Below are 26,926 nucleotides of genomic sequence, written 5' to 3' on the forward strand. Positions count from 1 at the left end.
ATGGCTAACACTACTCCCGACAATTCCTCGTCCTCCGAAACCCGCGTCGCGGCGGTGGCGGCTGCGGCCGCGGCGGCCGCCGTCGCCGCCGCCGCGCCCACCACGCCGGCGCCGGACCGGCGCGCGCAGATCATTTCGGCGATCGCGTTTTCGTTCGTGGCGCTGGTCGGCGTGCTGATCGTGCTGTACGCGTGGCGGCTGCCGCCGTTCAGCACCGCCATCGTCTCCACCGAAAACGCGCTGGTGCGCGGCCAGGTCACGCTGATCGGCACCCAGCTGCCCGGCTACGTGGTCGACGTGCGGGTGCAGGACTTCCAGCAGGTGAGGCAGGGCGATTTGCTGGTGCTGATCGACGACCGCATCTACCAGCAGCGCTACGAGCAGGCGCAGGCGCAGCTGGCGGCGCAGAAGGCGGCGCTGGCCAATTGGGAGCAGGCGCGCCGCACGGCGGAAGCGGGGGTGGCGCTGAACCTGGCCACGGTGGCCAACGCGGAAGCGCAGGCCGCCAAGTCGGTGGCGGATTTGAGCCGCGTGAATTCGCTGGCGGCCGACGGCTCGCTGTCCTTGCGCGAGCAGGATTCCTCCAAGGCCGCCAAGGTGCAGACGGCGGCGGCGGTGCAGCAGGCGCGCGCCAGCCTGGAGATCGCCCGGCAGCAGGTGCAGACGGTGGTGGTGAACAAGCTGTCGCTGGAGGCGGCGGTGGCGAATGCGTCGGCGGCGTTGAAGTCGGCCAGGGTGGACCTGGATAACACGCGCATCACGGCGCCGGAGGACGGCCAGCTGGGCCAGGTCACGGTGCGCAAGGGCGCCTACGTCAACACCGGCGCGCAGTTGATGGGATTGGTGCCGCGCCAGCTGTGGGTGATCGCCAACCTGAAGGAGACGCAGATGAACGGCGTGCAGGTCGGCCAGAGCGCCACCTTCAAGGTCGATGCGCTGGACGGCGCGCTGCTGACCGGCCAGGTGGAGCGGATTTCGCCGGCCACCGGTTCCGAGTTCAGCGTGCTGCCGGCCGATAACGCGACCGGCAATTACGTCAAGATCGCGCAGCGCATACCGGTGCGCATCCGCATCGATCCGGGCCAGGCCAAGGCGCGCCGGCTGGCGCCGGGGATGTCGGTGGTGGTCAGCATCGACACCTCGGCGGAGCTCAACGATGCGAACGCCGCACCGGCCAGGACCGCCGGAGTCAAGCCATGAAAGTGCGCGTGGTAGCGGCGGCGTGCTTGCTGGCGCTGGCCGGCTGCGCGGCCAAGGCGCCGCCGGCGCCCGCATCGAGTTTGCAGACGCCGGCCGCCTGGCGCACCGCCGCCGCGACGGCGCAGGGCGCGGCGGTCGAGGCGCAATGGTGGCAAGCCTTCGGCGATCCCGCACTGAGCGCGCTGGTGGCCGCCGCGCTGGAACGCAACGGCGACCTGCGCATCGCCCGCGCCCGCGTGGCGCAGTACCGCGCGCTGGTGAGCGTGGTGGCGGCCGGGCAGAAGGCCAACGTCTTGGTCGACACCGCGCCGACCCGCACGCGCCAGCTGGCCTACAACGGCGTGCCGTATGTCACCAACGTCTACCAGGCCGAGTTCCAGGCCAGCTATGAAGTCGACGTGTGGGGCCGGCTGGCCGCGCTGACCGACGCCGCCACCGCCACCTATCAGGCGGAGCAGGCCAACGCCGACGCGGCCGCGCTGTCGATCGCCGCCACGGTGGCATCGGGCTACCTGAACCTGCGTGGACTGGACGCCCAGTTGGCGCTGACCGAAGCCACGCTGAAGCTGCGCGAGGAATCGCGCGAGCTGGCCAAGCGCCAGTTCGACGTCGGTTACAGCTCGCGCCTGGAATGGCTGCAAGCACAGGCCGAATACCAGACCACCGCCGAGCAGGTGCCGCAGCTGAAGCGCGCCATCTTCGAACAGGAAAACGCGCTGTCCATACTGACGGGCGGCAATCCCGGCCCGGTCGCGCGCGGGCTGGAGCTGGCGCAGCTGTCGGCGCCGGCGGTGCCGGCGGGGCTGCCGTCCGAGCTGCTGCGGCGCCGGCCGGACATCGCGCGCGCCGAATTCAACCTGGTCGCCGTCAACGCCAACCTGGCCGCCACGCGCGAACAGTTGCTGCCGTCGTTCAAGCTGACGATGGTGGGGGGAGTGCAGAACCTGAAGTGGCACGATTTCATCAACGCGCCGACCGCGCTGTGGCGGCTGACGGGGGCCGTCGCCGCGCCGGTGTTCGAGGGCGGTCGCGTGCAGCACCAGACCGACGCCGTGGCGGCGCAGCGCGATCAGTCGGTGTATGCGTATGAGAACGCGGTGCGCGCCGCCTTCGCCGAAACCGACAACAGCCTGGGGGCGCTGGCGCGCCTGAAGGAACAGGCGGTGCAGAACGACGCGCGCCGCGCGACGGCGGCTGAAACGCTGCGCATCGCGCATAACCGTTATCGCAACGGCTACGCCTCGTATCTGGAGGAACTGGACGCCCAGCGCACGCTGTACAACGCCGACGTCGGCCGCCTGCAGCTGAAGACGCGCATGCTGGTGGCGTCGGTGGACTTGTACCGCGCCATGGGCGGCGGCTGGATGGCTGGTCCTTAGTAGTCGACCTGGCGCGGCGTCAGGATCGACAGCACCAGCAGGGTCTGCGCCTCATCCATCGGCGCTCCCGTTCCCGTAAGCGCGGCCTCGCCGATGAGCGCGCAATAGGCCCAGCGTCCCAGCATCTGCGACTCTTCCCTGGACCAGCCGATCGCTTCCAGCAGATGCGCGACATGGCGGACGCGCAGCTGGTCGACCCGCGTTTGCGCCGCGCGCGCCCGGTCGTCGGTGATGGCCCACGCGCGCATGGCCCGGCCGAGCTTGAGGGCCATCGCCGGCCTGGTGCGGAACAGGCTGCGCAACTGCTCGTGCGCGCCGGCGCCACCGCCCGCCGCCGCCGCCTCGATCGGCGCCTGTGTATAGCGGCGTTCCCACTCATCGAGCAGCGCGCCTTGATACTCCTCCAGGTTTTTGAAATGCCAATAGAAGCTGCCTTTGGTAACGCCCAGGCGCTTGGCGATCGACATGATGCGCAGGCCGTACGCGCCTTCCTCGACCAGTGTTTGCAGGCCGGCGTCGAGCCAGATACCGCGGTCGTTCTTTTCTTCCATGGCGTGACCTTGCTGAATTGGGTTGACACTGGCAATCAATGGTGCGACTCTACCATACCTTGAGGTATGGTGGAATTTTCAATCACGGGAGAACGGCATGATTGCAGTGGCGGCATGGATGTTGGCGGTACTGGGCGGCGCCCATATTCTGGTGGGCTTGCTGTGGTTTCGGCAGCCGATACGCGCGGCGTTGCTGGAAGGGGGATTCGGTAAATTCCAGGGGCACGATGCGCGACGGGTGGCGTTCTGGTTCACCATCTTCGGGCCGCTGATGCTGTGCGTGGGGCACGTGACGATCGTGGCGGCGGCGGCGTCCGATTTCGCCTTGATCAATCTCATCGGCTGGTATTTGCTGGGCGTGGCCGGCGTCGCCGTGCTGGCCGTGCCGAAATCGGGCTTCTGGGCGTTGCTGCTGCTTGCGCCGGTCCTGATCGGCGCCGGACGCTACTGGTGACCGTCATGGACAAAGAACCGTTACTCCACCGCCTCGGCGACCGGCTGCTGCGGGCCGCCATGTCGGCCGAAGCCCGGCGGGCCAAGCTGGCGCAAGGCGCCGTTGACTTGCCGTCTGGCCGCATCGCTTACCTGTGGCGCCAGCCGGCCGGCATGCCGATGACCGAGGCCGTCGTCATGCTGCATGGCGCCGCCAGCGACAATACCGCCTGGCTGCGTTTCGCCAGCCACCTGCGCGTCGCGCTGCCGCTGGTGGCGCCCGATTTGCCGGGACACGGCGGCAGCAGCTTCGACGACGCGCAGCGCTACGATATCGCTACGCAGACGAACCGCTTGCGCGCCTTCCTGGCGGCGCTGGGCATCGAGCGCGCCCACCTGATCGCCAACTCCATGGGCGGCGCCATTGCGCTGCGCCTGGCGGCCGAGGCGCCGGAGCAGGTTGCGTCGCTGATGTTGATTGATGCTGCGGGCGCCGAAACGACGCCGAGCTGGTTGCGCCTGCACCTTGCCCGCACCGGGCGCAACCCCATGCTTGAAGTGGCGACAGCGGCCGATTATCGCGCCATGATGGCGATCGGCATGGCCAAGCCGCCCACCATTCCGGGCTTTCTGGTGTCCGCCCTGGCCAGGGCTTTTGTCCGGCGCCGGCAGATCGACGCCAGGATCGCGCGCGACATCGAGGACAACCTGGACCAGAAGGCCGTGCTGCCCGGGATCGCCGCGCCGGCGCTGATCGTGTGGGGCGCCGAGGACCAGGTCCTGCATGTCGACGACGCCGGCTTGCTGCACAGTGAGCTGCGCGGCAGCCAGAAAATGATACTCGACGGTGTCGGCCATGTGCCCATGGTCGAAGCGCCGCGGCAGGTGGCGTCGGCCTGCGACGCCTTCCTTGCCGGGGTCATTGGGCGATAAGCCTATTTGACCGGGATGCACAGCTCCGCTTCGAACACGCCGGTGGCCGGATCCATCGCGTAGTCGGCCGGGTAGCGCTCGAAGCACGGGCCGGCATCGACCTTGCCTTCGGCATGCAGCCGGCCGAAGAACTCGCCCCACGCCGCAGGCACCTGGTCGCCGTTGCCCTTGAACCTGGCGACGGCGTAGCGGCCGGCGGGGAGGGTGGCTTCCTGCGCCGGCTCCCTGATCGGATAGACGTCCGACACTTCAACGCAGGCGTCGTAGCGGCAGTCCGCCGGCGGCGTGCTGCCGGGGTCGTCCTGCGCCACGCCGTAGGTTACCTTGCCGACCAGGCCCATGGCCTTTTGCCATGGCGTGAACACCTCCTGCCAGAACTCGCCGATCGGCGCGCCGAACGGACCCTTGTAGCGCAGGTAGGCGACGCGCACCGCCGGTAACTGCTTGACTTCATATTCCATGATGATCTCCTCGCTGATTGACTATCCTAGTGGCCGCCGCCGGCGATCTTGCGCAGTGGCGGCGCGTTTTCTTCGGGCGCCGGCGCCGGGGTGCGGCGCACTTTGCCCATCAGGCGTTGCAGCAGGTGTTCCAGGTCGTCGATGTAGGTGAACACCGCCGGTACCACCAGCAGGCTCAGCAGCGTCGACGTGATCAGGCCGCCGATCACCGTGATCGCCATCGGCGAGCGGAAGCTCGGATCGGCGCCCCAGCCCAGCGCCAGCGGCATCATGCCGGCGCCCATGGCGATGGTGGTCATCAAGATAGGACGGCTACGCTTGTGGCAAGCGTCGACCAGGGCGTCGAAACGGTTCATGCCCGCCTGACGCGCCAGAATAGCATAATCAACCAACAAGATTGAGTTCTTTGTAACGATCCCCATCAGCATGATCAGGCCGATCATCGACGGCATCGACAGCGCGCGGCCGGTGACCAGCAGCGCCACGAAGGCGCCGCCGATCGACAGCGGCAGCGCCGCCAGGATCGTCATCGGCTGCATGAAGTCCTTGAACAGCAGCACCAGCACGCAGTAGATGCACAGCACGCCGATCAGCATGGCGATGCCGAAGCTGGCGAACAGCGCGGCCATCTCCTGGGTGTCGCCCAGCTCGGCGATCTTCACCGACGGCGGCAGTTTCATCATGGTCGGCAGCGCGCGCGCTTCGGTGTTCACTTCGCCCAGCGAACGTTTGCCCAGCTCCACTTCCAAGGTGACGTTGCGGCTGCGGTTGAGGCGACTGATCTGCGCCGGGCCGCTTTCCATGGTGATGGTGGCGACCGTGGCCAGCAGTACCGGGCCGTTCTTGCCCGGCACCGTCAGGCGGCCGATGGCTTCCAGGTCGGCGCGCACCGCGTCCGGCAGCTTGACGCGGATCGGCACCTGGCGTTCCGGCAGGTTCATCTTGGTCAGGTCGGTGTCGTAGTCGCCGGCGGTGGCTACGCGCACGGTCTGGCCGATCGACGCGGCGGTCACGCCCAGGTCGGCGGCCTTGGCGAAGTCCGGCGTGACGATGATCTCCGGGCGCACCAGCGAGGCGCTGGAGCGCACGTTGCCGACGCCTTTGAGCGTGCGCATTTCGCGCTCGACCTTTTGCGCCGTCTCTTTCAGCGCGACCGGGTCTTCGCTGCGCAGCACCAGCTGCATCATGACGCCGTTGTCCGGCGGGCCGACCTTGAAGCGGGCGCCGGGAATGGCGTTGAGCTTCTGGCGGATCTCGTTTTCCAGGTCGGTCATCGATTCCTTGCGGTCGTTGCGGTGCGCGGTGGTCAGCGTCAGCACGGCGCTGCGCGCTTCGGCCGCCGCACCAGGCGCGAAGGCGTCGCCGCTGGAGCCGCCGCCGATGGAGCTGAAGACCGCCTTGATGCCTTTGACTTCCATCGCGGCCTTGCGGGCGCGCTCGGCGACCACGCCGGTTTCGGCCAGCGTGGAGCCGGGCGGCAGTTCCAGGTTGATCTGGGTCTGCGCGCGGTCGGCGGCCGGCACGAAGCCGGTCGGCAGCAGGCCGACCAGCATGATCGAGCCGACGAAGAACGCGGCCGAGGCGATCCCGGTCACCAGGCGGTGCGTCAGGCACCAGCGCATCACGCGGATGTAGCGCGTCATGATCCAGCCGTCTTTTTCTTCCGCATGCGCGACCGGCTTGAGGATGTAGGCGGCCATCATCGGCGTCAGCAGCCGGGCCACCACCAGCGAGGCCAGCACCGCCACCACGGCGGTCCAGCCGAACTGCTTGAAGAACAGGCCGGGAACGCCGCCCATGAAGGCGGTCGGCAGGAACACGGCGACCAGCGCGAAGGTGGTGGCGATCACCGCCATGCCGATTTCGTCGGCCGCTTCCATCGCCGCTTCCATCGGGGTCTTGCCCATGCGCAGGTGGCGCGCGATGTTCTCGATTTCAACGATGGCGTCGTCCACCAGCACGCCCACCACCAGCGCCATCGACAGCAGGGTCACGGTGTTGAGCGTGTAGCCGAACAGGTACAGGCCGAGGAAGGCCGGCATCACCGACAGCGGCAGCGCGGCGGCGGCCACCAGCGTGGCGCGCCAGTCGCGCAGGAACCACCACACCACCAGCACGGCCAGGATGGCGCCTTCGTACAGCAGCTCCATCGAGCCGGTGAAATTCTCTTCGACCGGGAAGGCGTTGTCGATCACCGGCTTCAGTTCGACGCGCGGATTTGCGCGGCTCAGTTCCTCGACGGCGGCGCGGGCGCCGCTGGCGACCGCCAGTTCGCTGGCGCCCTTGGTGCGGAAGACTTCAAAGCCGATCACCGGCACGCCGTCCTGCATGGCGATGGAGCGCGGCTCGGAGACGGTGTCGGTCACGGTGGCGACCTGGTCGAGGCGCACGCGGCGGCCGTCGGCCAGCGGCAGTTCGATGGCGGCCAGCGCGGCCGCGCTTTGCACGGTGGCGATGGTGCGCACCGATTGTTCGGCGCCGCTGATGTCGCCGCGTCCGCCCGGCGCTTCCTTCTGCACCAGGCGCAGTTGTTGCGAGACGTCCAGCGCGGACACCCGCAGGGCGGCCATGCGGGCGTCGTCCAGCTCCACGCGGATCTCGCGCTTGACGCCGCCGACGCGCTTGACCGCGCCCACGCCGGGCACCGCCAGCAAACGCTTGGAGACGGCGTTGTCGACGAACCAGCTCAGTTCCTGGTTGTCCATCTTCTCGCCCGGCGTTTTGGCGGCGGTGGCGGTGAAGGTCATGATCACGCGGCCGGCGGTGGAGGCCTTGGTCACGGTCGGATCGCGCAGCTCGGCCGGCATGTCGGCCTTGACGCGGGCCACGGCGTCGCGCACCTCGTTGACGGCGTCGGCGATCGGCTTCTCAAGAATGAACTCGACGGTGGTGGTGGAGACGCCATCCAGCACCGTGGTGTAGATGTTCTTCACGCCTTGCAGCGTGGCGACCGAATCCTCGATCTTGCGGGCCACTTCGGTTTCCAGCTGGGCCGGCGCGCTGCCGTCCAGCGCGGCGGTGACGGTTACGATGGGCAGTTCGATGTCCGGGAAGTCCTGCACCGGATTGGCCTTGAAGGCCATCATGCCGGCCAGCGTCAGCAGCGCGAACAGCATGATCGCGGGGATCGGGTTCTTGATCGATAGGGAGGAAAAGTTCATGGCGGGTCCTTACTTCGCGGCCAGCTTAGGTGCCAGCTTAGGTGCCAGCTTATCCGCCGGCGCGGTCTCGGCGACGTTGTGTACCAGGTCGCCGTCGTTGAGGAAGCCGGCGCCGCGCACCACCACCTGGGTGTCGGCGGTCAGGCCTCCCAGCACTTCGATGCGGTCGCCCAGGCGACGGCCCGGCTGCACCTTGATCTGGCTGACATGCTGGTCGGTGTTGAGGCGGAACACGAAGCTGAAGCCGTCGCGCACGACGATGGATTGCTGCGGCACCGTCATCGCGTCCGAGGTGCCCAGTTCGAACTGGCCGCTGGCGAACATGCCGGCCTTGAACGGCGCGTCCTTGGAGGCGGCGTTGGACGGCAGGTCGACGTAGACCAGCGCGGAGCGGGTCTGGGTATCGACGGTCGGCGCGATCATGCGCACCTTGCCGGTCACTTCGCTGCCGTTGGCGGCCTTGACGACGGCGCCGGTGCCGGTCTTCAGGTTGCGCAGGTCGGAGGCCACCACTTCGGCGCGCCATTCCAGGCGGCCCTGGCGGATCATGCGGAACAGCTCCGTGCCGGGGCCGGAGACCGCGCCGACGGTGGCGGTCCTGGCCGAGATCACGCCGCCGTCCGGCGCCACCACCCTGGTGTACTTGAGGCGCAGCTGCTGGCTGGCCAGCGCCGCCTTGGCCGAGGCGATGCGGGCGTTGGCGGTTTGTTCGGCGGTGGTGTACTGGCTGATCTGCTGCGCGCTCAGGGCGCCGGTGTTTTGCAGCGTGCGCGCGCGGGCCGCGTTGGCGACGGCGTCGGCGGCGTTGGCTTCGGCTTCCTGCACGGCGGCCTTGGCCTGGGCCAGGTCGGCGTTGACGCTGTCGGCCGAGAACACGGCCAGCACGTCGCCGGCCTTGACCACGTCGCCGACGTTGACGCGCACCTCGGTCAGGCGCAAGCCGTTCGATTCGCTGCTGACGCTCGCTTCCTGCCAGGCGGCGACGTTGCCGTTGGCGGCCAGCTTGATCGGCAGGCGCGCGGCCGACGGCTTGGTGGTGGTGACGGTCAGCGCCGGCTTGGCGGTTTCCGCTTTCTTGTCGTCGGCGGCCTGGGTGGCGGACGGATAGAGCGCCATGCCGGCGCCGCCGATGACGAATACGGCCAGCAGTGCGCAGGCGACGGGTTTCAGGTTGGTTTTCAGCTTGTTCATGATGGCTCTTATCGTTGGTTGGCGTTGACGCTGGCGACGGCGCCGTCGGTCGGGGCGGTCCAGCCGCCGCCGGCGGCGCGGTACAGCGCTACCCAGGCGGCGCTGCGTTCGCGCTGCAGGTTGATCACGGTTTGTTCGGCGGCCAGGCGGGTGCGGCGCGCGTCTTCCAGTTCGAACAGGCTGGCCAGCCCGTTCTTGTAGCGGTCTTCGACGGCGGTGAAGTTGACGCGGTAGCCTTGCAGCGCGGTCTGCGCGTCGCCGGCGCGTTCGCCGGTGGCGTCCAGGTTGACCAGCGCCTGTTCCACTTCGCTGACGGCCTGGCGCACGGTGGCGCGGTAGCTGGAGACGGCGGCGTCGTAGCGGGCGCCGGCGGCGTCGACGTTGGCGCGGCGCTTGCCGGCGTCGAAGATCGGCAGCGATACCGAGACCGGGCCGATGGTCCAGGTGTCGGTGCCGGTGTTGACGCCGCCGGCGCGGAAGTTGCCGTAGCCGATGGAGCCGGACAAGGCCAGGCGCGGATAGCGCTGCGCCTGCGCGGCGCCGACATCGGCGCTGGCGGCGCTCACTTCGCGTTCGGCGGTGTAGACGTCGGGCCGCTGGCTCAGCGTGCGCGCCGGCAGCTCGGCGATGGCGATGGCCGGCGCGTTGGCGGCGGCGCCGGCGGCGGCCGATGCGCCGGCGGCCAGCTTGCCGCGCAGCTCAGGCTCGCCGATGGCGGTCAGCGCCACCAGCGCCTTGAGGTTGACGTCGCAGGCGGCGCGTTGGGTGATGTAGCGGCTGTTGCCGTCGGCCGCGCTGGCGCGCGCCAGCGCCAGGCTGGCCGGCGCCTGGAAGCCGGCCTTGGCGCTCAGCTCCGTCAGGCGCGCGGTGTCGGCGCGCGAAGCGGCGTCCTGTTTGGCCACGGCCAGCAGCTGTTCGCAGGCGCGCAGGCCGTAGTATTGGTTGGCCACTTCGGCCGCCACCGACACGCGCGCGTCATGCCAGCCGGCGTGGGCGCTGTCCAGGCGCGCTTGCGCCGCATCGCGCGCGGCGCGGTTGCCGCCGAACAGATCGATCTCCCACGATGCCTGCAAGGCCGCCTGCGAGGTGGTCCCCATCGGCAGCGAGGATTGGCGGTTGGAGCGGCTGGCGCTGACCGATGCGTCCAGCGACGGCGCCAGCGCGGCGCCGGCCGCCACGCGCTCGGCGCGCGATTGTGCGATGCGCGAGCCGGCCGTGGCGATGCTCGGGCTGACGGCTTGTGCGGATTCGATCAGCTGCACCAGCAGCGTGTCGGCCTGGCGGCTCCACCAGCTGGCCAGGTCGGCCTGGCTGCCGTTGTGGGGGAGTTGGGTCGGCAGCGGCGCCTGCCACTGCTGCGGCGCTTGCGCGGCCACGTGCGGCGCGGGCGCCTGCGTGGCGCAGGCGCTGAGCGACGCGACGACGGCCAGCGCCATCGCCCGTAAGAATATCGTCATGCTTTTCCTTGTTGAAGTTTGGATTTCTCGGCAAGCACCATGGCTTCGGCAAAGCCGACCAGGTACTGCCCCCAGGTGTCTATTGTTTCCGGCGTGGCCAGAAGATGCGGCGTGATCGTGGCGATGATGTCGCGTCCGACCATGATCTGCACGGCCATGCCGGCGAGGGCATAGGCCAGGCGGTGCACGGTGTCGGTGGGTCGTTCCAGACCCAGGTGACGGCTTAGCGTGGCGACCAGCGCCAGATGCTCCGGCTTGATGTTGCTGTCGATTTCCTGCTGCCACAGCCCGGTGGGCTCCAGCATTTCCCGGTAAAACAGACGCAGGAACAATTGCGCGTCTTCGCCCGCCAACAGCGGCGCCAGCATCTGCCGGTAGTAGCCTTCCAGCGTTTGCCGCAGCGTGAAATGCGGCTGGGCGAACTGCGAGATATTGTCCGGCTCCGGCTGGCACATGAAGCTGAAGCAGGCCTGGTACAGGCCCGCCTTGTCGCCGAAGTAGTAACTGATCGCGGCGACATTGGCGCTGGCTGCCAGGGCGATCTCGCGGGTCGAGGTTTTGGAAAAGCCCTGCGCGGCGAACAGGCGCATGGCCGCGTGCAACAGCCGCTCGCGCGACTGTTCACCGTCCGAACGTGGCTTGCGGCCGTCGTCGGCTGGCTGGCTGGTATCGATGGAGGAGGGTTTGGCGTTCATGGCAGCATTACAACACATAATATAAACGATTGATATAACTAAATCAGTTGTTTAATTTATTTGTGAAGCAATGCTAACAGCCGCTTACAACCGATACATGGCAGTCGTTTAAGGCGCGGCAATATTGCGTTATAAAGTAAATATATTTTTGACAGGAGTGCCGCCATGAATTTCTACCGCTGGATCGCCGTGGCCGCCGTGGCGGCCGGCGCCGCTTCCGTGATGGCGGCCGAACCGCTGACGCCGGAGCAGGCCGCCGCCCATGTGCTCAACCGCATCGGCTACGGCCCCAAGCCGGGCGACATCGAGCGGGTGACGCAGATGGGCGTGCGGCGCTACATCGATCTGCAGTTGAGCGCGGGCGCGCCGCTGCCGCCGGCATTGAGCGCGCGCCTGGCCAGCCTGGACGCGGTGCGGCAACCGGCCGGGGTGGTGCTGCGGCGCTTCCTGGAGGTGCGCGCGATGGCGAAGGACGAGTCGGACGGCGACAAGGCCAGGCGCCGCGAAGTGGTCACCGCGATTACGCAGCAGACGGCGGAGGCGCGCATCGCCCGCGCGGTCGACAGCCCGAACCAGCTGGAAGAGGTGATGGTCGATTTCTGGTTCAACCACTTCAACGTCTACGCCGGCAAGGGCGTCGACCGGGCGCTGATCGCCAGCTACGAGCGCGACGCGATCCGTCCCTACGCGTTGGGGAATTTCCGCGAGCTGCTGGGCGCCACCTCGCATCATCCGGCCATGCTGTACTACCTGGATAACTGGGTTTCCACCGCCAACGGTTACATCCCGCGCGGGAAAAAGCAGGGCGGCCAGAAAGCCCGGAGCGGCGGCCTGAATGAAAACTATGCGCGCGAGCTGATGGAGCTGCACACCATGGGCGTCGACGGCGGCTATACGCAGAAGGACGTGACCGAACTGGCGCGCATGCTGACCGGCTGGACCTACGACAACCGCGAACTGATCGCGCGCGACCGCAGCTTCACCTTCGACGCCGCGCGCCATGACGGCGGGGACAAGGTCTGGCTGGGGCGCCTCATCAAGGCCGGCGGGCAGGATGAGGGCGAGTACGCGCTGGACGTGCTGGCGATGCTGCCGGCCACCGCGCATCACCTGAGCTTCCAGCTGGCGCAGTACTTCGTGCAGGACCAGCCGCCGCCGGCGCTGGTGGAGCGCATGGCGCGCAGCTACATCGACAGCAAGGGCGACATCCGCAGCGTGCTGCGCACCCTGTTCGCCAGCGCCGAGTTCATGGCGCCGGAAGCGGTGGGCGCGAAGTTCAAGACGCCGTATCAATATGTGATCTCGGCGGCGCGCGCCAGCGACACGGCGCCGTCCGACATCAAGCAGACGCTGGGTGTGCTGACCCGCCTCGGCATGCCGCTGTACGGCTGCCAGACGCCGGACGGCTACAAGAACACGCAGGACGCGTGGCTCAATCCCGATGCGTTGAGCCGCCGCATCGCCTTCGCCACGCAACTGGCGCCGGCGCTGGACGTGCAGGCCTTGCAGGCGACGCTGGCCGGTTCGATCTCGGCCAGGACGCAGGGCGCGATCGCCGGCAGTCCGCCGCCGCTGCGCGCGGCCATGCTGCTCGGCAGTCCCGATTTCATGCAGCGCTAATTCGCCAGGAGACCACCATGCAACGCAGAGACTTCCTCAACACGCTGGCCGCCGGCGCCGGGCTGGTGATACCGCTGGGCCGCCACGCCTGGGCCGCGACGGCCGCCGCGCCGAATGCCGACGCCACCGGCCGCAAGCTGATCGTGGTGATGCTGCGCGGCGCGGTGGACGGCCTGAACGTGGTGGCGCCGGTGGCCGACGCCAACTATGCGCGCCTGCGTCCGAGCATCGCGCTGGCCAGGCCGGGCGACGACAACGGCGCGCTGAATCTGGACGGCTATTTCGGCCTGCACCCGGCGCTGGCGCCGCTGCTGCCGTTGTGGGAGCAGAAGAAGCTGGCCTTTGTCCACGCCAGCGGCTCGCCGGACGCCACCCGTTCGCACTTCGATGCGCAGGACTACATGGAGTCGGCCACGCCCGGCGTCAAGAGCACGGCGGACGGCTGGATGAACCGCCTGGTGGCGACGCTGCCCGGCGCCACCACGCCGACGCGCGCGCTCAGCATAGGCCCGACCATGCCGCGCATCCTCTCGGGCCGCGCGGCGGCGGTCAACCTGGCCAACGGCGCGGCCGGCACCAAGGCCAATGTGCTGGACCGGCCGGCGGTGAGCAAGGCCTTCGACCTGCTGTACGCGGACCATCCGCGCTTCGGCGCCGCCTACCAGCAGGGCCAGGAGGCGCACAAGGAAGTGATGGATGCGGCGGCGGGCAAGATGGTCGGCGGCGGCATGGGCGGCGGCACGATGTCCGCCGAGATGCAGGCGGCGAACGGCGGCGCGCCTTTGCCGAACGGCTTCCCCGACGATGCGGCGCGGCTGGCGGCGCTGATGCGCAACGATCCGAACATCCAGCTGGCCTTTGTGGCGCTGGGCGGCTGGGACACGCACGCCAGCCAGGGCGCGGCGCGCGGCCAGCTGGCCAACCGCTTGCAGCCGCTGGGGCAGGGCCTGGCGGCGCTGGCGCAGCGACTGGGGCCGTTGTTCGAGCAGACCACCATCGTGGTGATGTCGGAGTTCGGCCGCACCGCGCGCGAGAACGGCAACGGCGGCACCGATCATGGGCATGGCAACGTGATGTGGGTGTTGGGCGGTGGCGTCAACGGCGGCAAGGTGCTGGGCGACTGGCGCGGCGTCGGCGACGCGGACTTGAACGAAGGCCGCGACCTGCCGGTGACGACCGACTTCCGCAGCGTGCTGGCGGCGATCGCCGAGCGTCACCTGCGCTTGAGCGACAGGCAGCTGGTGCAGGTGTTCCCGTCGCTGCCGCGCGGCGCCAGGCTCGATCTGCTGCGCGTCTAAACAGCGGGGGTCAAGTCTGACATTCGGACACGGCCTCTGCCGTAGCTGTCCCTACGGCAGAGGCCGTGTCCGAATGTCAGACTTGACCCCCGTAGAGAAAGGCAAAAAAATGCCCGCTACCTTGACGGTGCGGGCTGAATTCCAATGTTCAGCGAACGGTTGGAGGAGACAGTTCCAACTATATGCCTGTTCATGCTGCGGTGCAATACCGTAGAACTACGGTGTCGAAGCTTCCACAGTATAAAAAAGTCAAACTTTATGCGGCAGCGTCAGCGTGAACGTGCTGCCGTGGCCGAAATCGCTCTTGAAGAACAGCGAGCCGCCGATCAGGTTGGCCAGGTTCTGGCACAGGTACAGGCCCAGGCCCGCCCCTTCCGCATGCCGGGTCGAGGTGGAGTCCAGCTGCGAAAACGCCTGGAACAGCTTGGCCTGGTCTTCCTCGCGGATGCCGGCGCCGCTGTCGGCCACCGCGAATTCGACGATGCCGCGGCCTTCGCCCTGGCGCCTGGCCAGCGTGACCCTGACCTTGCCGGTCTCGGTGAACTTGATCGCGTTGTTGGCCAGGTTGAGCAGGATCTGCGTCAGCGCGCGGCGGTCGGTTTCCAGCACGATGGCCTCGTCGACCAGCTCCACTTCCAGCTCCAGTCCCTTTTGCAGCGCCAGCGGGCGCAAGGTGTCGACCACGTCGCTGACCAGGTGCTGGCACTGCACCGTCTCCAGCTCCAGCGTGACCTTGCCCGCTTCGATCTTGGCCACGTCCAGGATGTCGTTGATCAGCGAGAGCAGGTGGCGCGCGCTGGTGCGGATGGTGTTGAGCTGCTTGTCCTGCTCCGGCGTCAGCGGGCCGGGCAGCTTCATCAGCAGCGCGCCGGTGAAGCCGATGATGGCGTTGAGCGGCGTGCGCAGCTCGTGCGACATGTTGGCGATGAAGGCCGATTTCATCCGGCTCGCTTCGGCCAGCTCCAGGTTCTTCAGCGCGATCTCGCGGTTGATGGTTTCCAGCTCGCCGGCGTGGTGCGCCAGCCGCATATTCAGTTCGATCACCTGCCGTTCGCGCGCCTGCAGTTCGCTGTTGACCTGCACCGCCTGTTCGTAGGTGGAGATCAAGAGGTCGAGGATCTGCTGGCGCTCGGCGTTGATGAAGTGCTTCTGGTCGCCCAGGTACAGGGCGATGCCGATCTCCATGTTCTGGTTCTTGCGCAGCTTCTGGTTCATCAGCATGTGGCCGATGCGGTTCAGCAGGTAGTCTTCGGCGTAGGGCTTGCGGATGAAATTGTCGGCGCCGCATTCGATGCCGCGGATGATGTCTTTCGGGTCCATCAGCGACGTCACCAGGATCACCGGGATGTCGCGCAGCTCGGGGTCGGCCTTGATGGCGCGGCACAGCGTGTAGCCGTCCATCTCCGGCATCACGATATCGGACAGCACCAGATGCGGCTTGCGCTCGCGGATCGCATCGAGCGCCAGCTGGCCGTTGCCGGCCACGCGGGCGCCGTAACGCATCGACTGGATCAGGCGGCGCAGACGCTCGGCCTGGGTCGGGCTGTCTTCCACGATGAGAATTTCGATTTCGTCGGGCTGAATTTCGTAGCTGGTGTCCACAGACCACCCTCCTGGATGCGTATATCGGCTGTTATGACTATATCGGATTTAATCCTTCAGGGGGGACTTTCCTGCCCCTGGAAGCCGCCGGCGCGCCAGGTCAGCACCAGCGTGTCGCGGTGGCCGTGCTCTCCCAGCGGCTGGATCGGCGTCGATTCGTGGATCACGGCCGCGTCGTCCAGCAGCAGCATGGTCCACGGCTCGGTCATGGTGAAGCGCTTGCCGTTCGGCCCATCGGCTTCAAAGATGCGAGTCTCGCCGCCCTTGATCCGCTCCCGGCCGATCAGCAGCACGGCGACGAAATCGACGCCGTCGCGGTGCGCGCCTTCCGGCGTCGGCCGGCCGATGCCATCGGTGGTGTCGATGCGGAACTGGTGCGCCTCGACGTACCACGGGTCGCCGTTGCGGCGCACTGCGCTGCACAAGCGGCCGATGCCGCGCACCAGCGCCTGCCACGCGGGCTGCGCCACGGTGGCCGCCTGCATCGGTTCGAACAGGCGGTTCATGCCGCCGTGCAGGGCGTTGTATTCCAGCGGCTGCCAGTGGGCGCGGTGCGCGGTCTGGGTCAGCTCTTCGCCGTTCTGGACGAAGCAGGAATGGCGCCGGCGCCGATAGCGGCCGCCGTCCTTCAGGTAGTTGTCCAGTTCCAGCGCGTCCCAGCTGGGGATCAGCGCGTTCAGCGCGGCCAGCGGCACGCCGGCCAGCGCCGCCACGTCCTGCGGCGGCAGGACCGCGTAGCCGTCCTTGCGCAGCGCGTCGGCCAGGTGCAGCGGATGGGTGTAGATCGGGTTGGAGGTCGTCATCGGTGCTCTCAGCTGGCGGACATCAGGCTGGCGCGCAGCGCGTCCAGTTGCTGCTTCATGCCGACCACTTCATCCAGCGTGCACTTGGTCGCCTGCAGGATGGACGGCGGCAGCTTGGCCGCCTCGTGGCGCAGCGCGTCGCCGTGCGGCGTCAGCGTGATGATGACCTGGCGCTCGTCGCTGGCGGCGCGGGTGCGGGTCAGCAGCTCGGCCGCCTCCATGCGCTTGAGCAGCGGCGTCAGGGTGGCCGAGTCGAGGAACAGGCGTTCGCCCACCTCCGACACGGTCAGCTCGTTCTTCTCCCACAGCACCATCATCACCAGGTACTGCGAATAGGTCAGGCCGAGGCCGCGCAACAGTTTGCGGTACAACTTGCTCATCGCCAGCGAGGTCGAATACAGCGCAAAGCACAGCTGGCCGTCCAGCTGGGGTACGGCCGGGGCAACGGCGGAAGGGGCGGGGGGTGTTTTGGTATCCATGTGCACAGTATAGGTAGTGCACTATACAATTGCAAGCTAGCCGAGAAAAATGTTTTGCGGGGAAATTCCGCCGGCGATTATCATCTATCATGCTAGCGATAGAGACCAATCCCAGGGAGCAGTGGCGGATGAACATCAAAAAAGCCATCGTGCTGGTTGTCGACGCGGCGCCGGACAACCTGATCTTGATGCACGGGCTGCTGCAGGACCAGTACGAGGTCAAGCTGGCCAACAACGGCGCCGCCGCGCTGGCCGTGATGCAGCAGGTGCCGCGTCCGCACCTGGTGGTGCTGGACGCGGCGCTGCCGGAGCTGGACGGCTACAGCGTGTGCCAGCAGCTCAAGTCCAGCCCGGACACGGCCGACATTCCCGTCATTTTCCTGCAAGGCCAGGCCGACGAGGCGCGCGCCCTGCTCGAGGGCGGCGCCGACGTCGTGCTCAAGCCCATCGTCGGCGCGGTGCTGCGCGCGCGGGTCGACACCCACCTGCAACTGCGTCACTCGCGCGAACTGCTCAAGCAGCAGCGCAACCTGCTGGAACACGTGGTCGAGGAAGTCACGGCGGAACTGAGCCAGATGCTCGACGCGATGATCTGGGCGCTGGCCTCGCTGGCCGAAACGCGCGAATACGAAACCGCCAACCACCTGCGCCGCGTGCAGCACTACGTGGCCGCGCTGGGGCGCCAGCTGCAATCGCACAAGCGCTTCCAGGAGGAGCTGAGCGAGGCCAATATCAAGTCGCTGTTCAAGGCCGCGCCGCTGCACGACATCGGCAAGGTGTCTATCCCGGACGCCATCCTGCTCAAGCCGGACCGCCTGACCGAGGAGGAATTCGCCGTCATGAAGCTGCACACCGTGTACGGGCGCGACGCCATCGTCAACGTCGAGCACCACCTGGGCTACACCAACACCTTCCTGCGCTACGCGCGCGAGATCACCTGGTCGCACCAGGAGAAGTACGACGGCTCCGGCTATCCGCAGGGCCTGGTGGGCGACGCGATTCCGATGTCGGCGCGGCTGATGGCGGTGGCCGACGTCTACGATGCGCTGATCTCCAAGCGGGTCTACAAGCCGGCCTTCACCCACGAGACGGCGATGGAGATGATACGCCAGGGCAGCGGCGAGCATTTCGATCCCGACGTGGTCGACGCCATGCTGACCATCGAGGAAGAGTTCATGGCCATCGCCGAGCGTTACAGCGATCACGCGCCGGGCGCCGCGGCGCCCGAAATCGCGGGCTAGACGCGAGGCCATATGAAACGATCGCGCGGCTACCTGGCGTTCTTTCTTGGCATCTTCCTCACGGCCGCCACCTGCTATTTTGTGGTCGTCACGCAGCGCCAGCAAGTGCAGGCGAACTTCCAGCGCGATGCCGACAAGGTGGCGCGCGACGCCGAGGTGCGGCTGCAAACCTATTTCGACGTGCTGCTCGGTATCAAGGGCATGTACGCGCTGGAAGGCCGCATCGACCGCGGGAGTTTTCATCGCTTCGTGGCGGAGCTCAAGCTGGACCGGCGCTATCCCGGCTTCCAGGCGATCCAGTTCGTGCGGGTGGTGCCGGCCGCGCAGCTGGCGGCGTTCAGCGCCGCCGTCAGGGGCGATACCGCCATCGAGGCCGCCGGCTATCCGGATTTCCTGGTGCACCCGGCCGGCGCCCGCGACCCGCACTACATCATCGAATACACCGAACCGTTGAAGGGCAACGAGAACGCCTTCGGCCTGGACCTGGCCGCGCTGCCGCCGCACCTGAAGGCGCTGGAGCTGGGCCGCGACACCGGCGAGATCGTCGCCACCGAGCGCATCACGCTGGTGCAGGACGCCAGCGGCCAGCCGGGCTTCGTGGCGCGCGCACCGGTGTTCCGCGCCGGCCTGCCGTTGCAGACGGTCGAGCAGCGGCGCGCCGCGCTGTTCGGTTTTGTCGCCATCGTTTTCCGCGTCAACACCTTGATGCGCGAGGTGGTCGATGCGCCGCTGCTGGAGCATATGCGGGTGCGCATCGACGACGACGGCTACTACGACAGCAAGGACGCCCAGCCGGCCGGCGCCGACGCGCTGCTGTACGACAGCGCCACCCTGGCCGCGATCCGCCAGCCGCGCGGCGCGCCGCTGGACGGGCTGGCGTCGCAGAAGGCGCTGATGGTGGGGCAGCGCCGCTGGCAGTTGCTGGTCGAAGGACACGCCGGTGCGCGCTACAGCAGTTCGCCGCTGCCGGTGCTGCTGATCGGCGTGGTGGGCCTGATCATCAGCGCGCTGATCGCCGCGCTGCTGGTGTCGACCCGGCGCGTGATCGACGCCAAGCACGGACTGGAATACAGCCTGGCCGAACTGGAACGGCAGAAAAGCAATGTGGAGCAGGCGCGCAGCGATTTGTCGGTGGTGGCGGAAACGCTGAAGCAGGCGCAGACCAATCTGCTGACGTCGGAGAAGATGGCGTCGCTGGGCGCGCTGGTGGCCGGCGTGGCGCACGAGCTCAATACGCCGATCGGCAACAGCCTGCTGACCGCCAGCGCCCTGAGCGACATGGTGCGCGATTTCGAACGGCGCCTGGCCACCGACGGCGGCCTGAAACGCTCGACGCTGGAGGCGCACCTGGGCGACGCCCGCAAGGCCTGCGACATCATCGGCAGCTCGCTGACGCGGGCGGCCGACCTGATCACCTCCTTCAAGCAGGTGGCGGTGGACCAGGCCAGCGGCCAGCGGCGCCGCTTCCGGCTCGACGAGGTGGTGCACGATACGCTGGCCACCTACGCGGCGCAGCTGCGGCGCAATGGCTGCGAGGTGCGGGTCGACGTGCCGCCCGGGCTGGATTTCGATTCCTATCCGGGCAGCCTGAGCCAGGTGCTGAGCAATTTGATCGGCAATGCGCTGCTGCACGGCTTCGACGGCCGCGCTAGCGGAACCATCGTCATCGCGGCGCGGCGCGACGAGGTCGACAGCGTGACGCTGACCTTCGCCGACAACGGCGTCGGCATGTCGGCCAGCACGCTGCACAAGGTGTTCGATCCCTTCTTCACCACCAAGCTGGGGCAGGGCGGTTCAGGGCTGGGGATGAATATCGTTTATAACATTGTCACCGGCATGCTGCGCGGGACGATACGGGTCGAATCGGAGCCCGGCAGGGGCACCACCGTGACGCTGGTGCTGCCGATGCGGGCGCCGGCAGGAGGGGCGCCGGAGCTGGCGCTGCCGCTGTAGGTGTCAGCGGTAGCGGCGGCGCAGCAGCTCCAGCATCGCCACGTTCAGTTCCCACGCGTTGGAGATTTCCTTCTGCGTGTAGGGCAGCGTTTGGGTGTACGGCACCGGGCCGAATTCCGGCGTCAGCGTCATGCGCGGCGCGCCGGCGGCGCGGCGCAGCCGTATCACTTCGTCCCACCACGACAGGTGCGCCGCCAGCGCGGCCTGCGATTCCGGCGCGCGGAAGTCGGCCACCTGCGGCCCTTGCTGGTGGCCGACGCGGGCGTGGATGTGGCGCACGCGCGGCAGCGTCGCGGCCAGCGTGTGCGGCTGGTCTTCCAGCAGCGATTCGCAGGCGCAGCACCAGTGCGACAGGTCGGCCGTCAGTTGCAGCTCCGGCAGCTGCTCCAGGTAGGGCAGCAGCAGCATCGGGTGGCCGCTGAAACGGCTGCGGTGGATCTCGTGCATGATCGGCACGCCGTGCTGGCGCGAGATGGCGGCCGCCAGTTCCAGCAGCTCGCGGTTCTGCGCCGGCGTGAAGTAGTCCTTGCCGGTGTGCGAGTTGACGTGCAGCGGCCGGGCGGCGCAGGCGTTGTGCAGCAGCTCGGCCAGCGCCGCGCGGTGCGGCTCGAAGCTCGGGTGGAACACGGTCTCCCATTGGGCGGCGATCAGTCCCAGGCCGGCGGCGGCGATGCGGCCGGTCCAGTCGTCGCGGGCGGCGGCGTCCAGCGGCAGCGACATTTCGATGCCGTCGAAGCCGGCGTCCTTGACGCGCTCGATGAACACTTGCGGCGCCAGTTCGTTGTTGCCCCAGTGGGCGGCGAAAATCTGGACCTGCATTACAGGAAGCCCCGCACCGGGAAGGCGGCGTCGCGCTGTATCCAGTTCTGCGGCGAGTATTCGGTGGCGCCGTCGGTCACGTGCAGCGTGTAGGCGTGGCGCGAGACGGTCGAGCGGTTCGGCGCGCTGTAGTGCGGCAGCAGGCCGTGGAAACATACCAGGCTGCCGGCCTTGCATTCGAGCGGCACGGCGGTGCTGTCGTCCGGCCAGGGCAGGTCGCTCAGCTTTTCCATGCGCACCTCGTCGCCGTTGCGCAGGAAGCGCTCGCGCATCGGGCCGCGATGGCCGCCCGGCTCGGCCCACATGCAGCCGTTTTGCAGGGTGGCGTCTTCCAGCGCGAACCAGAAGGTGGTCACGCTGATTGGGTCGGTGTCGAAGTAGGTGGCGTCCTGGTGCCAGCGCACTTCGCCGCCGATGCCGGGCTGCTTGAAGATGTACATCGATTGCCATACCTGGGCGTCTGCCAGGCCCAGGTCGCGCGCCACGGCGGCCAGCCGCACGTCGGTGGAGAAGGCGCGGAACACCGGATCCAGGTCGTGCATGGCGTGGCCGATCTTGTTGATCGACAGCGCCTTGTCCTGTTTCAGCCGGCCGTCCGGGCCGAAGGCCTCTTCCTCGAAGAAGCAGCGCACCGTGTTGTCGGAGCCGAGGAAGTAGTCGTCGGTGGTTTTTTCCTGCTCGATGGTGCTGAAGATGCCGGTCCTGGCGTTCGGGTCGAATTCGTTGACAATCTGCGCCGCCCGCGCGCGCAGCGCGGCGATCTCCTGCGGCGTCTTGAAGTTGGGCAGGACGAGGTAGCCGTCGCGTTGGTATTGTTGTTTTTGTGCGTCTGTCAGCATGGCGGGCTCCATAGGGCAGGATTCGATGTGCCATTGTAGGTTGCGCGCGCTCGTCAAACAATCCGCAAAGGGTTGACACATTGTCTCCGGAATGAAGACAATGTGATATGGATCAATTACGTGCGATGGAGATTTTTATCGAGGTGGCGCGGCAGCGCAGCTTCAGCGAGGCGGGCCGCCGGCTGGGGCTGACGCGCGCCATGGTCAGCAAGCATATCCTGCAGCTGGAGGCCAAGCTGCAGGCGCGCCTGCTGCACCGCTCGACCCGCGAGGTCAGCCTGACCGACGCCGGCCAGGCCTATCTGGCGCCGTGCATGGCGACGGTGGTGCAGTCGCAGGAGGCGGCGCGGGCGCTGAGCCAGGCCACCCAGGCCGGCGCCGAGCTGGCGGGGCCCTTGCGGATACAGGCGCCGTCCAGTTTCGGCAGCGAGTGGCTGGCCGACGCGGTGGCGCGTTTCAGCCTGCCGCATCCGCAGTTGGCGCCGTTGTTGTACGTGGACGACGCGCTGCTCGATCCGATCGAGCATGGTTTCGATCTGACGATACGGGTGGGCGGCATCCCGGACGTGCATGCGCTGGCCATGCGGCCGCTGGCGCCGTGCCGCGGCGTGTTGTGCGCGTCGCCGGCGTATCTGGCGCGTTACGGCGTGCCGCAGGCGCCGCAGGACCTGCATCAGCACCGCTGCCTGCATTTCAGCCACCTGACCGACGGCACGCAGTGGCATTTCGCGCGCGGCGAGGAGCGGCAGTCGGTGCGGGTGCAGGCGGCGTTCACGGCGAACAATGGGCTGGTGTTGCAGCAGGCGGCGCAGCGCGGGCTGGGCATCGTCTACAACACCACCTTCCTGGCGTGGCGCGCGCTGCTGGAGGGGACGCTGGTGCCGGTGCTGGCCGACTGGGAGCTGCCGCTCAATCATCTGAGCGCGCTGTATCCGGCCAGCCGGCAGCCGTCGGCCAAGGTGCGGGCGCTGATCGATTTCCTGGTGGCCGAATACCAGCCGGTGCCGCCGTGGGACCGGGAGCTGGTAACGTCCGGGGTGTTGGCGTTGACTTAGGGCAGGCTACTTCGTAAGCGCAGCCGGAGTTGTTGCTGAACTAGTAGGCGACGTCTTCCAGCCGGTAGCGGAATTTTCTGCGCTCCGGCAAATCCCAGCCGGGCTCGCGGTCAGTGTTGCGCGGTGGCGCGGCCGCTTGCGGCGGGACCGGCGTCGCGGATGATGCCGGTAACGGCGGGGCTGCGGCAGGGACAGGCATAGGCGTTGCGGCAGGTGCCTTAGAAGCGGCTATCAGTTCGTCGCGCAGTCGGTTCGCTGTTTTGAAAGTCTTGTCGCCCGGGCGGCGGATGAATAAATCGTGCCATGCATTGCGGGTCGAGCGCGCGAATGATTGCGCGAACTGGTTCGGCGAGACCGCGCGGCCATTGTGGATGATCTGGTCGCCTTCAACGCACGCGTAATTGTTTTCTCCGTAGCTCCATGATTTCAACACGGTGCCTTCGGGAAGGAACAGTGATTTCCATTGGTAGCCGTGCAGGCCTGCGGGATCGGCTCCGGGCGCGAATGCGGCCGGGTCTGCGAGCCAGCGCTCGACGGCCAAAGTCATGGCTTCCGAGATATCCTGCGAGCCGCCACGGCGACGCAGCTTTTCGATCAGTTTGAGCAGGGTATCGGTGGGCACCTGCACGGTCATTGTAGTATTCATTCGATTTTCTCCCCTATTTTTTTCGGCTTTCCCATATTTAGATCGGCAAATTCGAAAATAGTTCAATGCTTGAAAAAATCGGGGAAAATCGAAGAGAAAATCGGGATTTTGCTACAAGGAGCGGGGTGGCGCACCCCATGTACATACTCCTAAGTGGGCACGAGGTACTGGGGATGGGCGTTTCGATGCACTGAACGGCGTGGTCAGCGTAGGCCATTATTTGGTAAAGGCAGTCTTCACTCTTTTGAGGGACTGTCAACAAAATCATTCTGGACAGCAGTGCGCGCAGGCGGGAAGCTCACTTGGGCGATTTGCCAGGCGATCAGCCGTTTTACCGCAACGGCAGTCGCGTCTTCCAGGGGGCCTTCTTCGTTGAGGAAAACGTCGAAACTACTACCAATATTTTGTTTCTTCATTTGACTTCCTCGCTGAACGTAAGCGTTGGCATCCGGTCAGAGTACCAAATCAGGTACCGTTTGCAAGCGTTGATTTCAGGCCGCGGCCACCTGCCAGGCGCCGTCGCGGTAAACCAGTTCATCGTCGAGGTAGACCGCCTCGGTCACGGCGAACACGTCGACGTGGTAGCGCGCGTCCTTGCGCTTGAATTGCGGCTTGGCGTACACGCCGTGCTTGGCGCCCAGCGACAGGTGGATGCCGCACATGCGCTCGAAGGTGCCGATGTCGTTGACCATGCGGTCGCGCGAGAAGGCGCGGTTCATGCCGAAGCCCAGCTCGCGCAGCCACACCTCGCCCTCGTGCGCGCGGATGATGGCCAGCATGTTGTCGAATTCCGGCGTGGCGTTGTCGGCGCCCACCACCCGGCCTTGTTCGACGATCAGCGTGACCGGCGTCGCCGGCTGGTTGACCATGAACGAGGTGTCGCCGAACACGAAGATCCGCACCCGGCCGTTGACCGCCTCCAGGTCGCGCGCCTCGGTGAACACTTCGCCCAGCGGGAACTGGCCGCCGATGTTGTTCATGCCGCTGTAGTCGCCGATATTGAGCTTGGCCGATTCGAACGGCGAGCCGAACACCAGCCGCTCGCCGTTGCCGCTGTCGACCATGCCGTGCCGGGCGCGGTCGATGCGCGCCTTGAGCGCGTGGCCGACGCCGCGGTAGTAGGCCGGGTCGTAGGCCAGCGAGGCGATGTAGTGCAGTCCCTGCTCGCCCGGCATGCGCGACAGGTGCACATGTTCGATCACCTTCAGGCCGCGCTTGAACAACTCGATGCGGATGCGGAAGGCCTCCAGCCGGAAGCTGGTCGACTGGATCAGCACCACCAGGTCGCCGGCGTGCATGCGGGCGAAGGCGGCCAGCACCTGTCCCGGCGTGGTGCTGTCGAAATCGACGAAGTCGGCCGCCGGCAGCACGCGGCGGTAGGCCTCGGTCAAGGCGCGGTTGAGGTCGCTGCGGGTGTCGTAGACGATCAACGCCGCCTGCGGCGCGGCGTGCCCGATCGCCAGCGCCAGCGTGTCGCGCACATTGCGCTGCGCCGTATCGACCGCATGCTCGGGGATGGCGCCGTAGCGGGAGATTTCAGGGGCGGGAGTAGGGGACGACGTCATGGCGGCGGTAGAAAGGGATCAGCCCGCATTATAAAGGCAGAAGCGGCCGCATTACCCGTGGCGCCACGCCGGCGCGGTTTCTCCTTGTATTGGGCAGGGACGCGATATAGAATCACAAATATAGCCTAACAGCAACTCCGACGAAAACAACAGGAAGCGTGATGAGCGTAATAATGGGACAGGATTTGCCGTTGGAGCGCCCGGACACCACCGGCCGCGCGGCGTTGTTCGTGCCTACCGCGAACATCAAGGACGACGTGCTGGAAACGGTGCGCAAGGGAGCGGCGATCGTCGGCTTCGGCAATCACGACCGCACCTTGACCATCTACTATGAAAGCAACCGCTTCAACGAGGCCAACCTGGTCAAGTGGGAGCAGAAGGCGCGCAAGGCTTTCGAGCGCCTGGCCGAGAACCTGCCGACCGTGTCCAAGATGGTGAGCCGGCCGGAGAACTTCGAGCAGGTGGGCTACATCAGCAGCAAGGGCATCCTGATCCGCCGCATGGAAAAGCTGATGAAGTGGCTGGAGGCTTCCGATGCGATGGACGGCGCGCCGGCATCGGAAAACATCGTCTTCGCGCCGCCGCCGCCGCCCAAAAAGATCACCTGACACGCCGCAGCCGCGGCGATCACCACACCGGAGATACATGATGAAACATCTGTTCCAGTTCCTGTTTGCCGCCGCACTGACCCTGAGCCTGACCGGCGCCGCCACGGCGCAGGACGCGCCCAAGCGCGGCACCGCCGACGAGGCGGTGGCGATGGTCAAGCGCGCCGGCGAGTATCTGCAAAAGAACGGCAAGGACAAGGCGGTGGCCGCGTTCAACGATCCCAAGGGCGACTTCATCCAGGGCGACCTGTACGTGTTCATGTTCGACAAGGCCGGCGTGGCGCTGGCGCACGGCCAGAACGCCAAGATGGTCAACAAGAACCTGATGGAGCTGAGCGCCGGCGGCGTTTATCCGATCAAGGAATTCCTCAAGATCGGCGCCAGCCCGGCCGGCAAGGGCTGGGTCCAGTACATGTGGCCGAACTCGATCAGCAAAAACCTCGAAGAGAAAAACACCTACGTCGAAAAAGTCGGCGACTACGTCATCGGCGTGGGCATCTACAAATAAACCGTCTGCCGTGCGCTGCGCGCAGGCGCGGCGTTGTATGCTGTCGGAAATGTTTGGTTCCTTGAGGAGACGATGATGACGGCGATGACAACGGTGCGCGGCGCGGCTGCCGCTTTGATGGTGCTGGCGCTGCTGGGCGGCTGCCAGAAGAAGGATGACAGCGTCGCCGGTCCGGCCGAGGCGGCGGGCCGCAAGCTCGACCAGGCCACCGACAAGGCCGGCCGCCAGCTGACCGAGGCGGCGCAGCAGGCCAACCAGCAGATCACCGACGCCGCCAAGGAAACCAGCCAGCAAATCAACAAGGCCACCGACGCCGCCGGCGACAAGCTCAATCACGCCACCGAGGAAGCCGGCAAGAAACTGGAACAGGCCGGCACCAAGCTGCAGGAAAAAGCCCGCGAACGCGAAGCCTCCGGCCCCGCCAGGTAGG

Annotated in this window: 26 protein-coding genes; 12 read left to right on the plus strand and 14 right to left on the minus strand. The window is 67.1% G+C overall.

Annotated features, from left to right (window positions below):
• Together AC1RMD_RS26165 and AC1RMD_RS26170 are read left to right on the plus strand one after the other, a co-directional pair.
• On the plus strand, positions 1–1,200 hold the full coding sequence (locus AC1RMD_RS26165) for an HlyD family secretion protein (protein ID WP_492930913.1): 1,200 nt from the start codon (positions 1–3) through the stop codon (positions 1,198–1,200).
• The gene (locus AC1RMD_RS26170) at positions 1,197–2,579 is read left to right on the plus strand and encodes an efflux transporter outer membrane subunit (RefSeq protein WP_492930915.1); all 1,383 of its coding nucleotides are present in this window, start codon (positions 1,197–1,199) and stop codon (positions 2,577–2,579) included. Before AC1RMD_RS26165 ends, AC1RMD_RS26170 begins: the two co-directional genes overlap by 4 nt.
• Here the strand turns inward: AC1RMD_RS26170 and AC1RMD_RS26175 are convergent.
• Positions 2,576–3,130, minus strand: coding sequence for a TetR/AcrR family transcriptional regulator (locus tag AC1RMD_RS26175; RefSeq protein WP_492930917.1), 555 nt, complete (start codon positions 3,128–3,130; stop codon positions 2,576–2,578). The genes AC1RMD_RS26170 and AC1RMD_RS26175 overlap by 4 nt on opposite strands.
• A 97-nt stretch (positions 3,131–3,227) precedes the next feature.
• On the opposite strand from AC1RMD_RS26175, the gene AC1RMD_RS26180 reads away from it, so the two are divergent.
• Positions 3,228–3,584, plus strand: coding sequence for a DUF6463 family protein (locus AC1RMD_RS26180; RefSeq protein WP_492930919.1), 357 nt, complete (start codon positions 3,228–3,230; stop codon positions 3,582–3,584).
• A 5-nt stretch (positions 3,585–3,589) separates the two neighbouring features.
• Positions 3,590–4,495: an alpha/beta fold hydrolase gene (locus AC1RMD_RS26185; RefSeq protein WP_492930921.1), complete on the plus strand. Its 906-nt coding sequence runs from the start codon at positions 3,590–3,592 to the stop codon at positions 4,493–4,495.
• Between the two features lie 2 nt (positions 4,496–4,497).
• On the opposite strand, the gene AC1RMD_RS26190 is transcribed toward AC1RMD_RS26185, so the two are convergent.
• The 5 genes from AC1RMD_RS26190 to AC1RMD_RS26210 are packed head-to-tail and all read right to left on the minus strand — an operon-like array spanning position 4,498 to position 11,460.
• Positions 4,498–4,956 (minus strand): AraC family transcriptional regulator, encoded by a 459-nt coding sequence (locus AC1RMD_RS26190; RefSeq protein WP_492930923.1) that lies wholly within the window; start codon positions 4,954–4,956, stop codon positions 4,498–4,500.
• A 26-nt stretch (positions 4,957–4,982) separates the two neighbouring features.
• Positions 4,983–8,117 (minus strand): efflux RND transporter permease subunit, encoded by a 3,135-nt coding sequence (locus AC1RMD_RS26195; protein ID WP_492930925.1) that lies wholly within the window; start codon positions 8,115–8,117, stop codon positions 4,983–4,985.
• Positions 8,118–8,126: 9 nt separating this feature from the next.
• Positions 8,127–9,308: an efflux RND transporter periplasmic adaptor subunit gene (locus AC1RMD_RS26200; RefSeq protein ID WP_492930927.1), complete on the minus strand. Its 1,182-nt coding sequence runs from the start codon at positions 9,306–9,308 to the stop codon at positions 8,127–8,129.
• Positions 9,309–9,316: 8 nt separating this feature from the next.
• Positions 9,317–10,744: an efflux transporter outer membrane subunit gene (locus AC1RMD_RS26205; RefSeq protein WP_492931034.1), complete on the minus strand. Its 1,428-nt coding sequence runs from the start codon at positions 10,742–10,744 to the stop codon at positions 9,317–9,319.
• 17 nt (positions 10,745–10,761) lie between these two features.
• The gene (locus AC1RMD_RS26210; protein WP_492930929.1) at positions 10,762–11,460 is read right to left on the minus strand and encodes a CerR family C-terminal domain-containing protein; all 699 of its coding nucleotides are present in this window, start codon (positions 11,458–11,460) and stop codon (positions 10,762–10,764) included.
• A gap of 165 nt (positions 11,461–11,625) precedes the next feature.
• Here AC1RMD_RS26210 and AC1RMD_RS26215 point away from each other — a divergent pair, with 165 nt between their 5' ends.
• Entirely contained in the window at positions 11,626–13,080 is a 1,455-nt protein-coding gene (locus tag AC1RMD_RS26215; RefSeq protein ID WP_492930931.1) for a DUF1800 domain-containing protein, read from the plus strand.
• Positions 13,081–13,097: 17 nt separating this feature from the next.
• On the plus strand, positions 13,098–14,378 hold the full coding sequence (locus AC1RMD_RS26220) for a DUF1501 domain-containing protein (RefSeq protein WP_492930933.1): 1,281 nt from the start codon (positions 13,098–13,100) through the stop codon (positions 14,376–14,378).
• A 249-nt stretch (positions 14,379–14,627) separates the two neighbouring features.
• On the opposite strand, the gene AC1RMD_RS26225 is transcribed toward AC1RMD_RS26220, so the two are convergent.
• The 3 genes from AC1RMD_RS26225 to AC1RMD_RS26235 are packed head-to-tail and all read right to left on the minus strand — an operon-like array spanning position 14,628 to position 17,262.
• Positions 14,628–15,980, minus strand: coding sequence for a hybrid sensor histidine kinase/response regulator (locus AC1RMD_RS26225; protein ID WP_492930935.1), 1,353 nt, complete (start codon positions 15,978–15,980; stop codon positions 14,628–14,630).
• Between the two features lie 56 nt (positions 15,981–16,036).
• Positions 16,037–16,783, minus strand: a complete 747-nt coding sequence (locus AC1RMD_RS26230; protein ID WP_492930937.1) for a 2OG-Fe dioxygenase family protein — start codon at positions 16,781–16,783, stop codon at positions 16,037–16,039.
• 8 nt (positions 16,784–16,791) lie between these two features.
• Entirely contained in the window at positions 16,792–17,262 is a 471-nt protein-coding gene (locus AC1RMD_RS26235) for a MarR family winged helix-turn-helix transcriptional regulator (protein ID WP_492930939.1), read from the minus strand.
• 128 nt (positions 17,263–17,390) lie between these two features.
• Here AC1RMD_RS26235 and AC1RMD_RS26240 point away from each other — a divergent pair, with 128 nt between their 5' ends.
• Positions 17,391–18,503, plus strand: a complete 1,113-nt coding sequence (locus AC1RMD_RS26240) for an HD-GYP domain-containing protein (protein ID WP_492930941.1) — start codon at positions 17,391–17,393, stop codon at positions 18,501–18,503.
• 12 nt (positions 18,504–18,515) lie between these two features.
• On the plus strand, positions 18,516–20,456 hold the full coding sequence (locus tag AC1RMD_RS26245) for a CHASE domain-containing protein (RefSeq protein WP_492930943.1): 1,941 nt from the start codon (positions 18,516–18,518) through the stop codon (positions 20,454–20,456).
• 3 nt (positions 20,457–20,459) lie between these two features.
• On the opposite strand, the gene AC1RMD_RS26250 is transcribed toward AC1RMD_RS26245, so the two are convergent.
• Together AC1RMD_RS26250 and AC1RMD_RS26255 are read right to left on the minus strand one after the other, a co-directional pair.
• Positions 20,460–21,275 (minus strand): TIM barrel protein, encoded by an 816-nt coding sequence (locus AC1RMD_RS26250; protein ID WP_492930945.1) that lies wholly within the window; start codon positions 21,273–21,275, stop codon positions 20,460–20,462.
• Positions 21,275–22,114 (minus strand): phytanoyl-CoA dioxygenase family protein, encoded by an 840-nt coding sequence (locus tag AC1RMD_RS26255; protein WP_492930947.1) that lies wholly within the window; start codon positions 22,112–22,114, stop codon positions 21,275–21,277. The genes AC1RMD_RS26250 and AC1RMD_RS26255 overlap by 1 nt, the downstream gene beginning before the upstream one ends.
• Before the next feature lie 107 nt (positions 22,115–22,221).
• Between AC1RMD_RS26255 and AC1RMD_RS26260 the strand changes: the two genes are divergently transcribed.
• Complete coding sequence (locus AC1RMD_RS26260) at positions 22,222–23,169, plus strand: LysR family transcriptional regulator (protein ID WP_492930949.1); 948 nt, start codon at positions 22,222–22,224, stop codon at positions 23,167–23,169.
• A 40-nt stretch (positions 23,170–23,209) separates the two neighbouring features.
• On the opposite strand, the gene AC1RMD_RS26265 is transcribed toward AC1RMD_RS26260, so the two are convergent.
• From AC1RMD_RS26265 to AC1RMD_RS26275, 3 genes are all read right to left on the minus strand, one after another.
• Entirely contained in the window at positions 23,210–23,815 is a 606-nt protein-coding gene (locus tag AC1RMD_RS26265) for a hypothetical protein (RefSeq protein ID WP_492930951.1), read from the minus strand.
• A gap of 236 nt (positions 23,816–24,051) precedes the next feature.
• The gene (locus AC1RMD_RS26270; RefSeq protein ID WP_492930953.1) at positions 24,052–24,231 is read right to left on the minus strand and encodes a hypothetical protein; all 180 of its coding nucleotides are present in this window, start codon (positions 24,229–24,231) and stop codon (positions 24,052–24,054) included.
• Between the two features lie 75 nt (positions 24,232–24,306).
• Positions 24,307–25,380, minus strand: a complete 1,074-nt coding sequence (locus AC1RMD_RS26275) for a M29 family metallopeptidase (RefSeq protein WP_492930955.1) — start codon at positions 25,378–25,380, stop codon at positions 24,307–24,309.
• A gap of 161 nt (positions 25,381–25,541) precedes the next feature.
• Between AC1RMD_RS26275 and AC1RMD_RS26280 the strand changes: the two genes are divergently transcribed.
• The 3 genes from AC1RMD_RS26280 (at position 25,542) to AC1RMD_RS26290 (ending at position 26,925) form a co-directional block, all read left to right on the plus strand.
• Positions 25,542–25,988, plus strand: a complete 447-nt coding sequence (locus AC1RMD_RS26280) for a hypothetical protein (RefSeq protein WP_492930957.1) — start codon at positions 25,542–25,544, stop codon at positions 25,986–25,988.
• 37 nt (positions 25,989–26,025) lie between these two features.
• The gene (locus tag AC1RMD_RS26285) at positions 26,026–26,496 is read left to right on the plus strand and encodes a cache domain-containing protein (RefSeq protein WP_492930959.1); all 471 of its coding nucleotides are present in this window, start codon (positions 26,026–26,028) and stop codon (positions 26,494–26,496) included.
• A 75-nt stretch (positions 26,497–26,571) separates the two neighbouring features.
• On the plus strand, positions 26,572–26,925 hold the full coding sequence (locus AC1RMD_RS26290; RefSeq protein WP_492930961.1) for an apolipophorin: 354 nt from the start codon (positions 26,572–26,574) through the stop codon (positions 26,923–26,925).
• Position 26,926: the final 1 nt, after the last annotated feature.

This window comes from Duganella sp. GW822-FHT06D06 (genome assembly GCF_058799615.1).

Bases quoted from the DNA above. Each gene is read 5' to 3' on its own strand.
- AC1RMD_RS26165 (WP_492930913.1), top strand. From the start codon at position 1: ATGGCTAACACTACTCCCGACAATTCCTCGTCCTCCGAAACCCGCGTC.
- AC1RMD_RS26170 (WP_492930915.1), top strand. From the start codon at position 1,197: ATGAAAGTGCGCGTGGTAGCGGCGGCGTGCTTGCTGGCGCTGGCCGGC.
- AC1RMD_RS26175 (WP_492930917.1), bottom strand. From the start codon at position 3,130: ATGGAAGAAAAGAACGACCGCGGTATCTGGCTCGACGCCGGCCTGCAA.
- AC1RMD_RS26180 (WP_492930919.1), top strand. From the start codon at position 3,228: ATGATTGCAGTGGCGGCATGGATGTTGGCGGTACTGGGCGGCGCCCAT.
- AC1RMD_RS26185 (WP_492930921.1), top strand. From the start codon at position 3,590: ATGGACAAAGAACCGTTACTCCACCGCCTCGGCGACCGGCTGCTGCGG.
- AC1RMD_RS26190 (WP_492930923.1), bottom strand. From the start codon at position 4,956: ATGGAATATGAAGTCAAGCAGTTACCGGCGGTGCGCGTCGCCTACCTG.
- AC1RMD_RS26195 (WP_492930925.1), bottom strand. From the start codon at position 8,117: ATGAACTTTTCCTCCCTATCGATCAAGAACCCGATCCCCGCGATCATG.
- AC1RMD_RS26200 (WP_492930927.1), bottom strand. From the start codon at position 9,308: ATGAACAAGCTGAAAACCAACCTGAAACCCGTCGCCTGCGCACTGCTG.
- AC1RMD_RS26205 (WP_492931034.1), bottom strand. From the start codon at position 10,744: ATGGCGCTGGCCGTCGTCGCGTCGCTCAGCGCCTGCGCCACGCAGGCG.
- AC1RMD_RS26210 (WP_492930929.1), bottom strand. From the start codon at position 11,460: ATGAACGCCAAACCCTCCTCCATCGATACCAGCCAGCCAGCCGACGAC.
- AC1RMD_RS26215 (WP_492930931.1), top strand. From the start codon at position 11,626: ATGAATTTCTACCGCTGGATCGCCGTGGCCGCCGTGGCGGCCGGCGCC.
- AC1RMD_RS26220 (WP_492930933.1), top strand. From the start codon at position 13,098: ATGCAACGCAGAGACTTCCTCAACACGCTGGCCGCCGGCGCCGGGCTG.
- AC1RMD_RS26230 (WP_492930937.1), bottom strand. From the start codon at position 16,783: ATGACGACCTCCAACCCGATCTACACCCATCCGCTGCACCTGGCCGAC.
- AC1RMD_RS26235 (WP_492930939.1), bottom strand. From the start codon at position 17,262: ATGGATACCAAAACACCCCCCGCCCCTTCCGCCGTTGCCCCGGCCGTA.
- AC1RMD_RS26240 (WP_492930941.1), top strand. From the start codon at position 17,391: ATGAACATCAAAAAAGCCATCGTGCTGGTTGTCGACGCGGCGCCGGAC.
- AC1RMD_RS26245 (WP_492930943.1), top strand. From the start codon at position 18,516: ATGAAACGATCGCGCGGCTACCTGGCGTTCTTTCTTGGCATCTTCCTC.
- AC1RMD_RS26250 (WP_492930945.1), bottom strand. From the start codon at position 21,275: ATGCAGGTCCAGATTTTCGCCGCCCACTGGGGCAACAACGAACTGGCG.
- AC1RMD_RS26255 (WP_492930947.1), bottom strand. From the start codon at position 22,114: ATGCTGACAGACGCACAAAAACAACAATACCAACGCGACGGCTACCTC.
- AC1RMD_RS26260 (WP_492930949.1), top strand. From the start codon at position 22,222: ATGGATCAATTACGTGCGATGGAGATTTTTATCGAGGTGGCGCGGCAG.
- AC1RMD_RS26265 (WP_492930951.1), bottom strand. From the start codon at position 23,815: ATGAATACTACAATGACCGTGCAGGTGCCCACCGATACCCTGCTCAAA.
- AC1RMD_RS26270 (WP_492930953.1), bottom strand. From the start codon at position 24,231: ATGAAGAAACAAAATATTGGTAGTAGTTTCGACGTTTTCCTCAACGAA.
- AC1RMD_RS26275 (WP_492930955.1), bottom strand. From the start codon at position 25,380: ATGACGTCGTCCCCTACTCCCGCCCCTGAAATCTCCCGCTACGGCGCC.
- AC1RMD_RS26280 (WP_492930957.1), top strand. From the start codon at position 25,542: ATGAGCGTAATAATGGGACAGGATTTGCCGTTGGAGCGCCCGGACACC.
- AC1RMD_RS26285 (WP_492930959.1), top strand. From the start codon at position 26,026: ATGATGAAACATCTGTTCCAGTTCCTGTTTGCCGCCGCACTGACCCTG.
- AC1RMD_RS26290 (WP_492930961.1), top strand. From the start codon at position 26,572: ATGACGGCGATGACAACGGTGCGCGGCGCGGCTGCCGCTTTGATGGTG.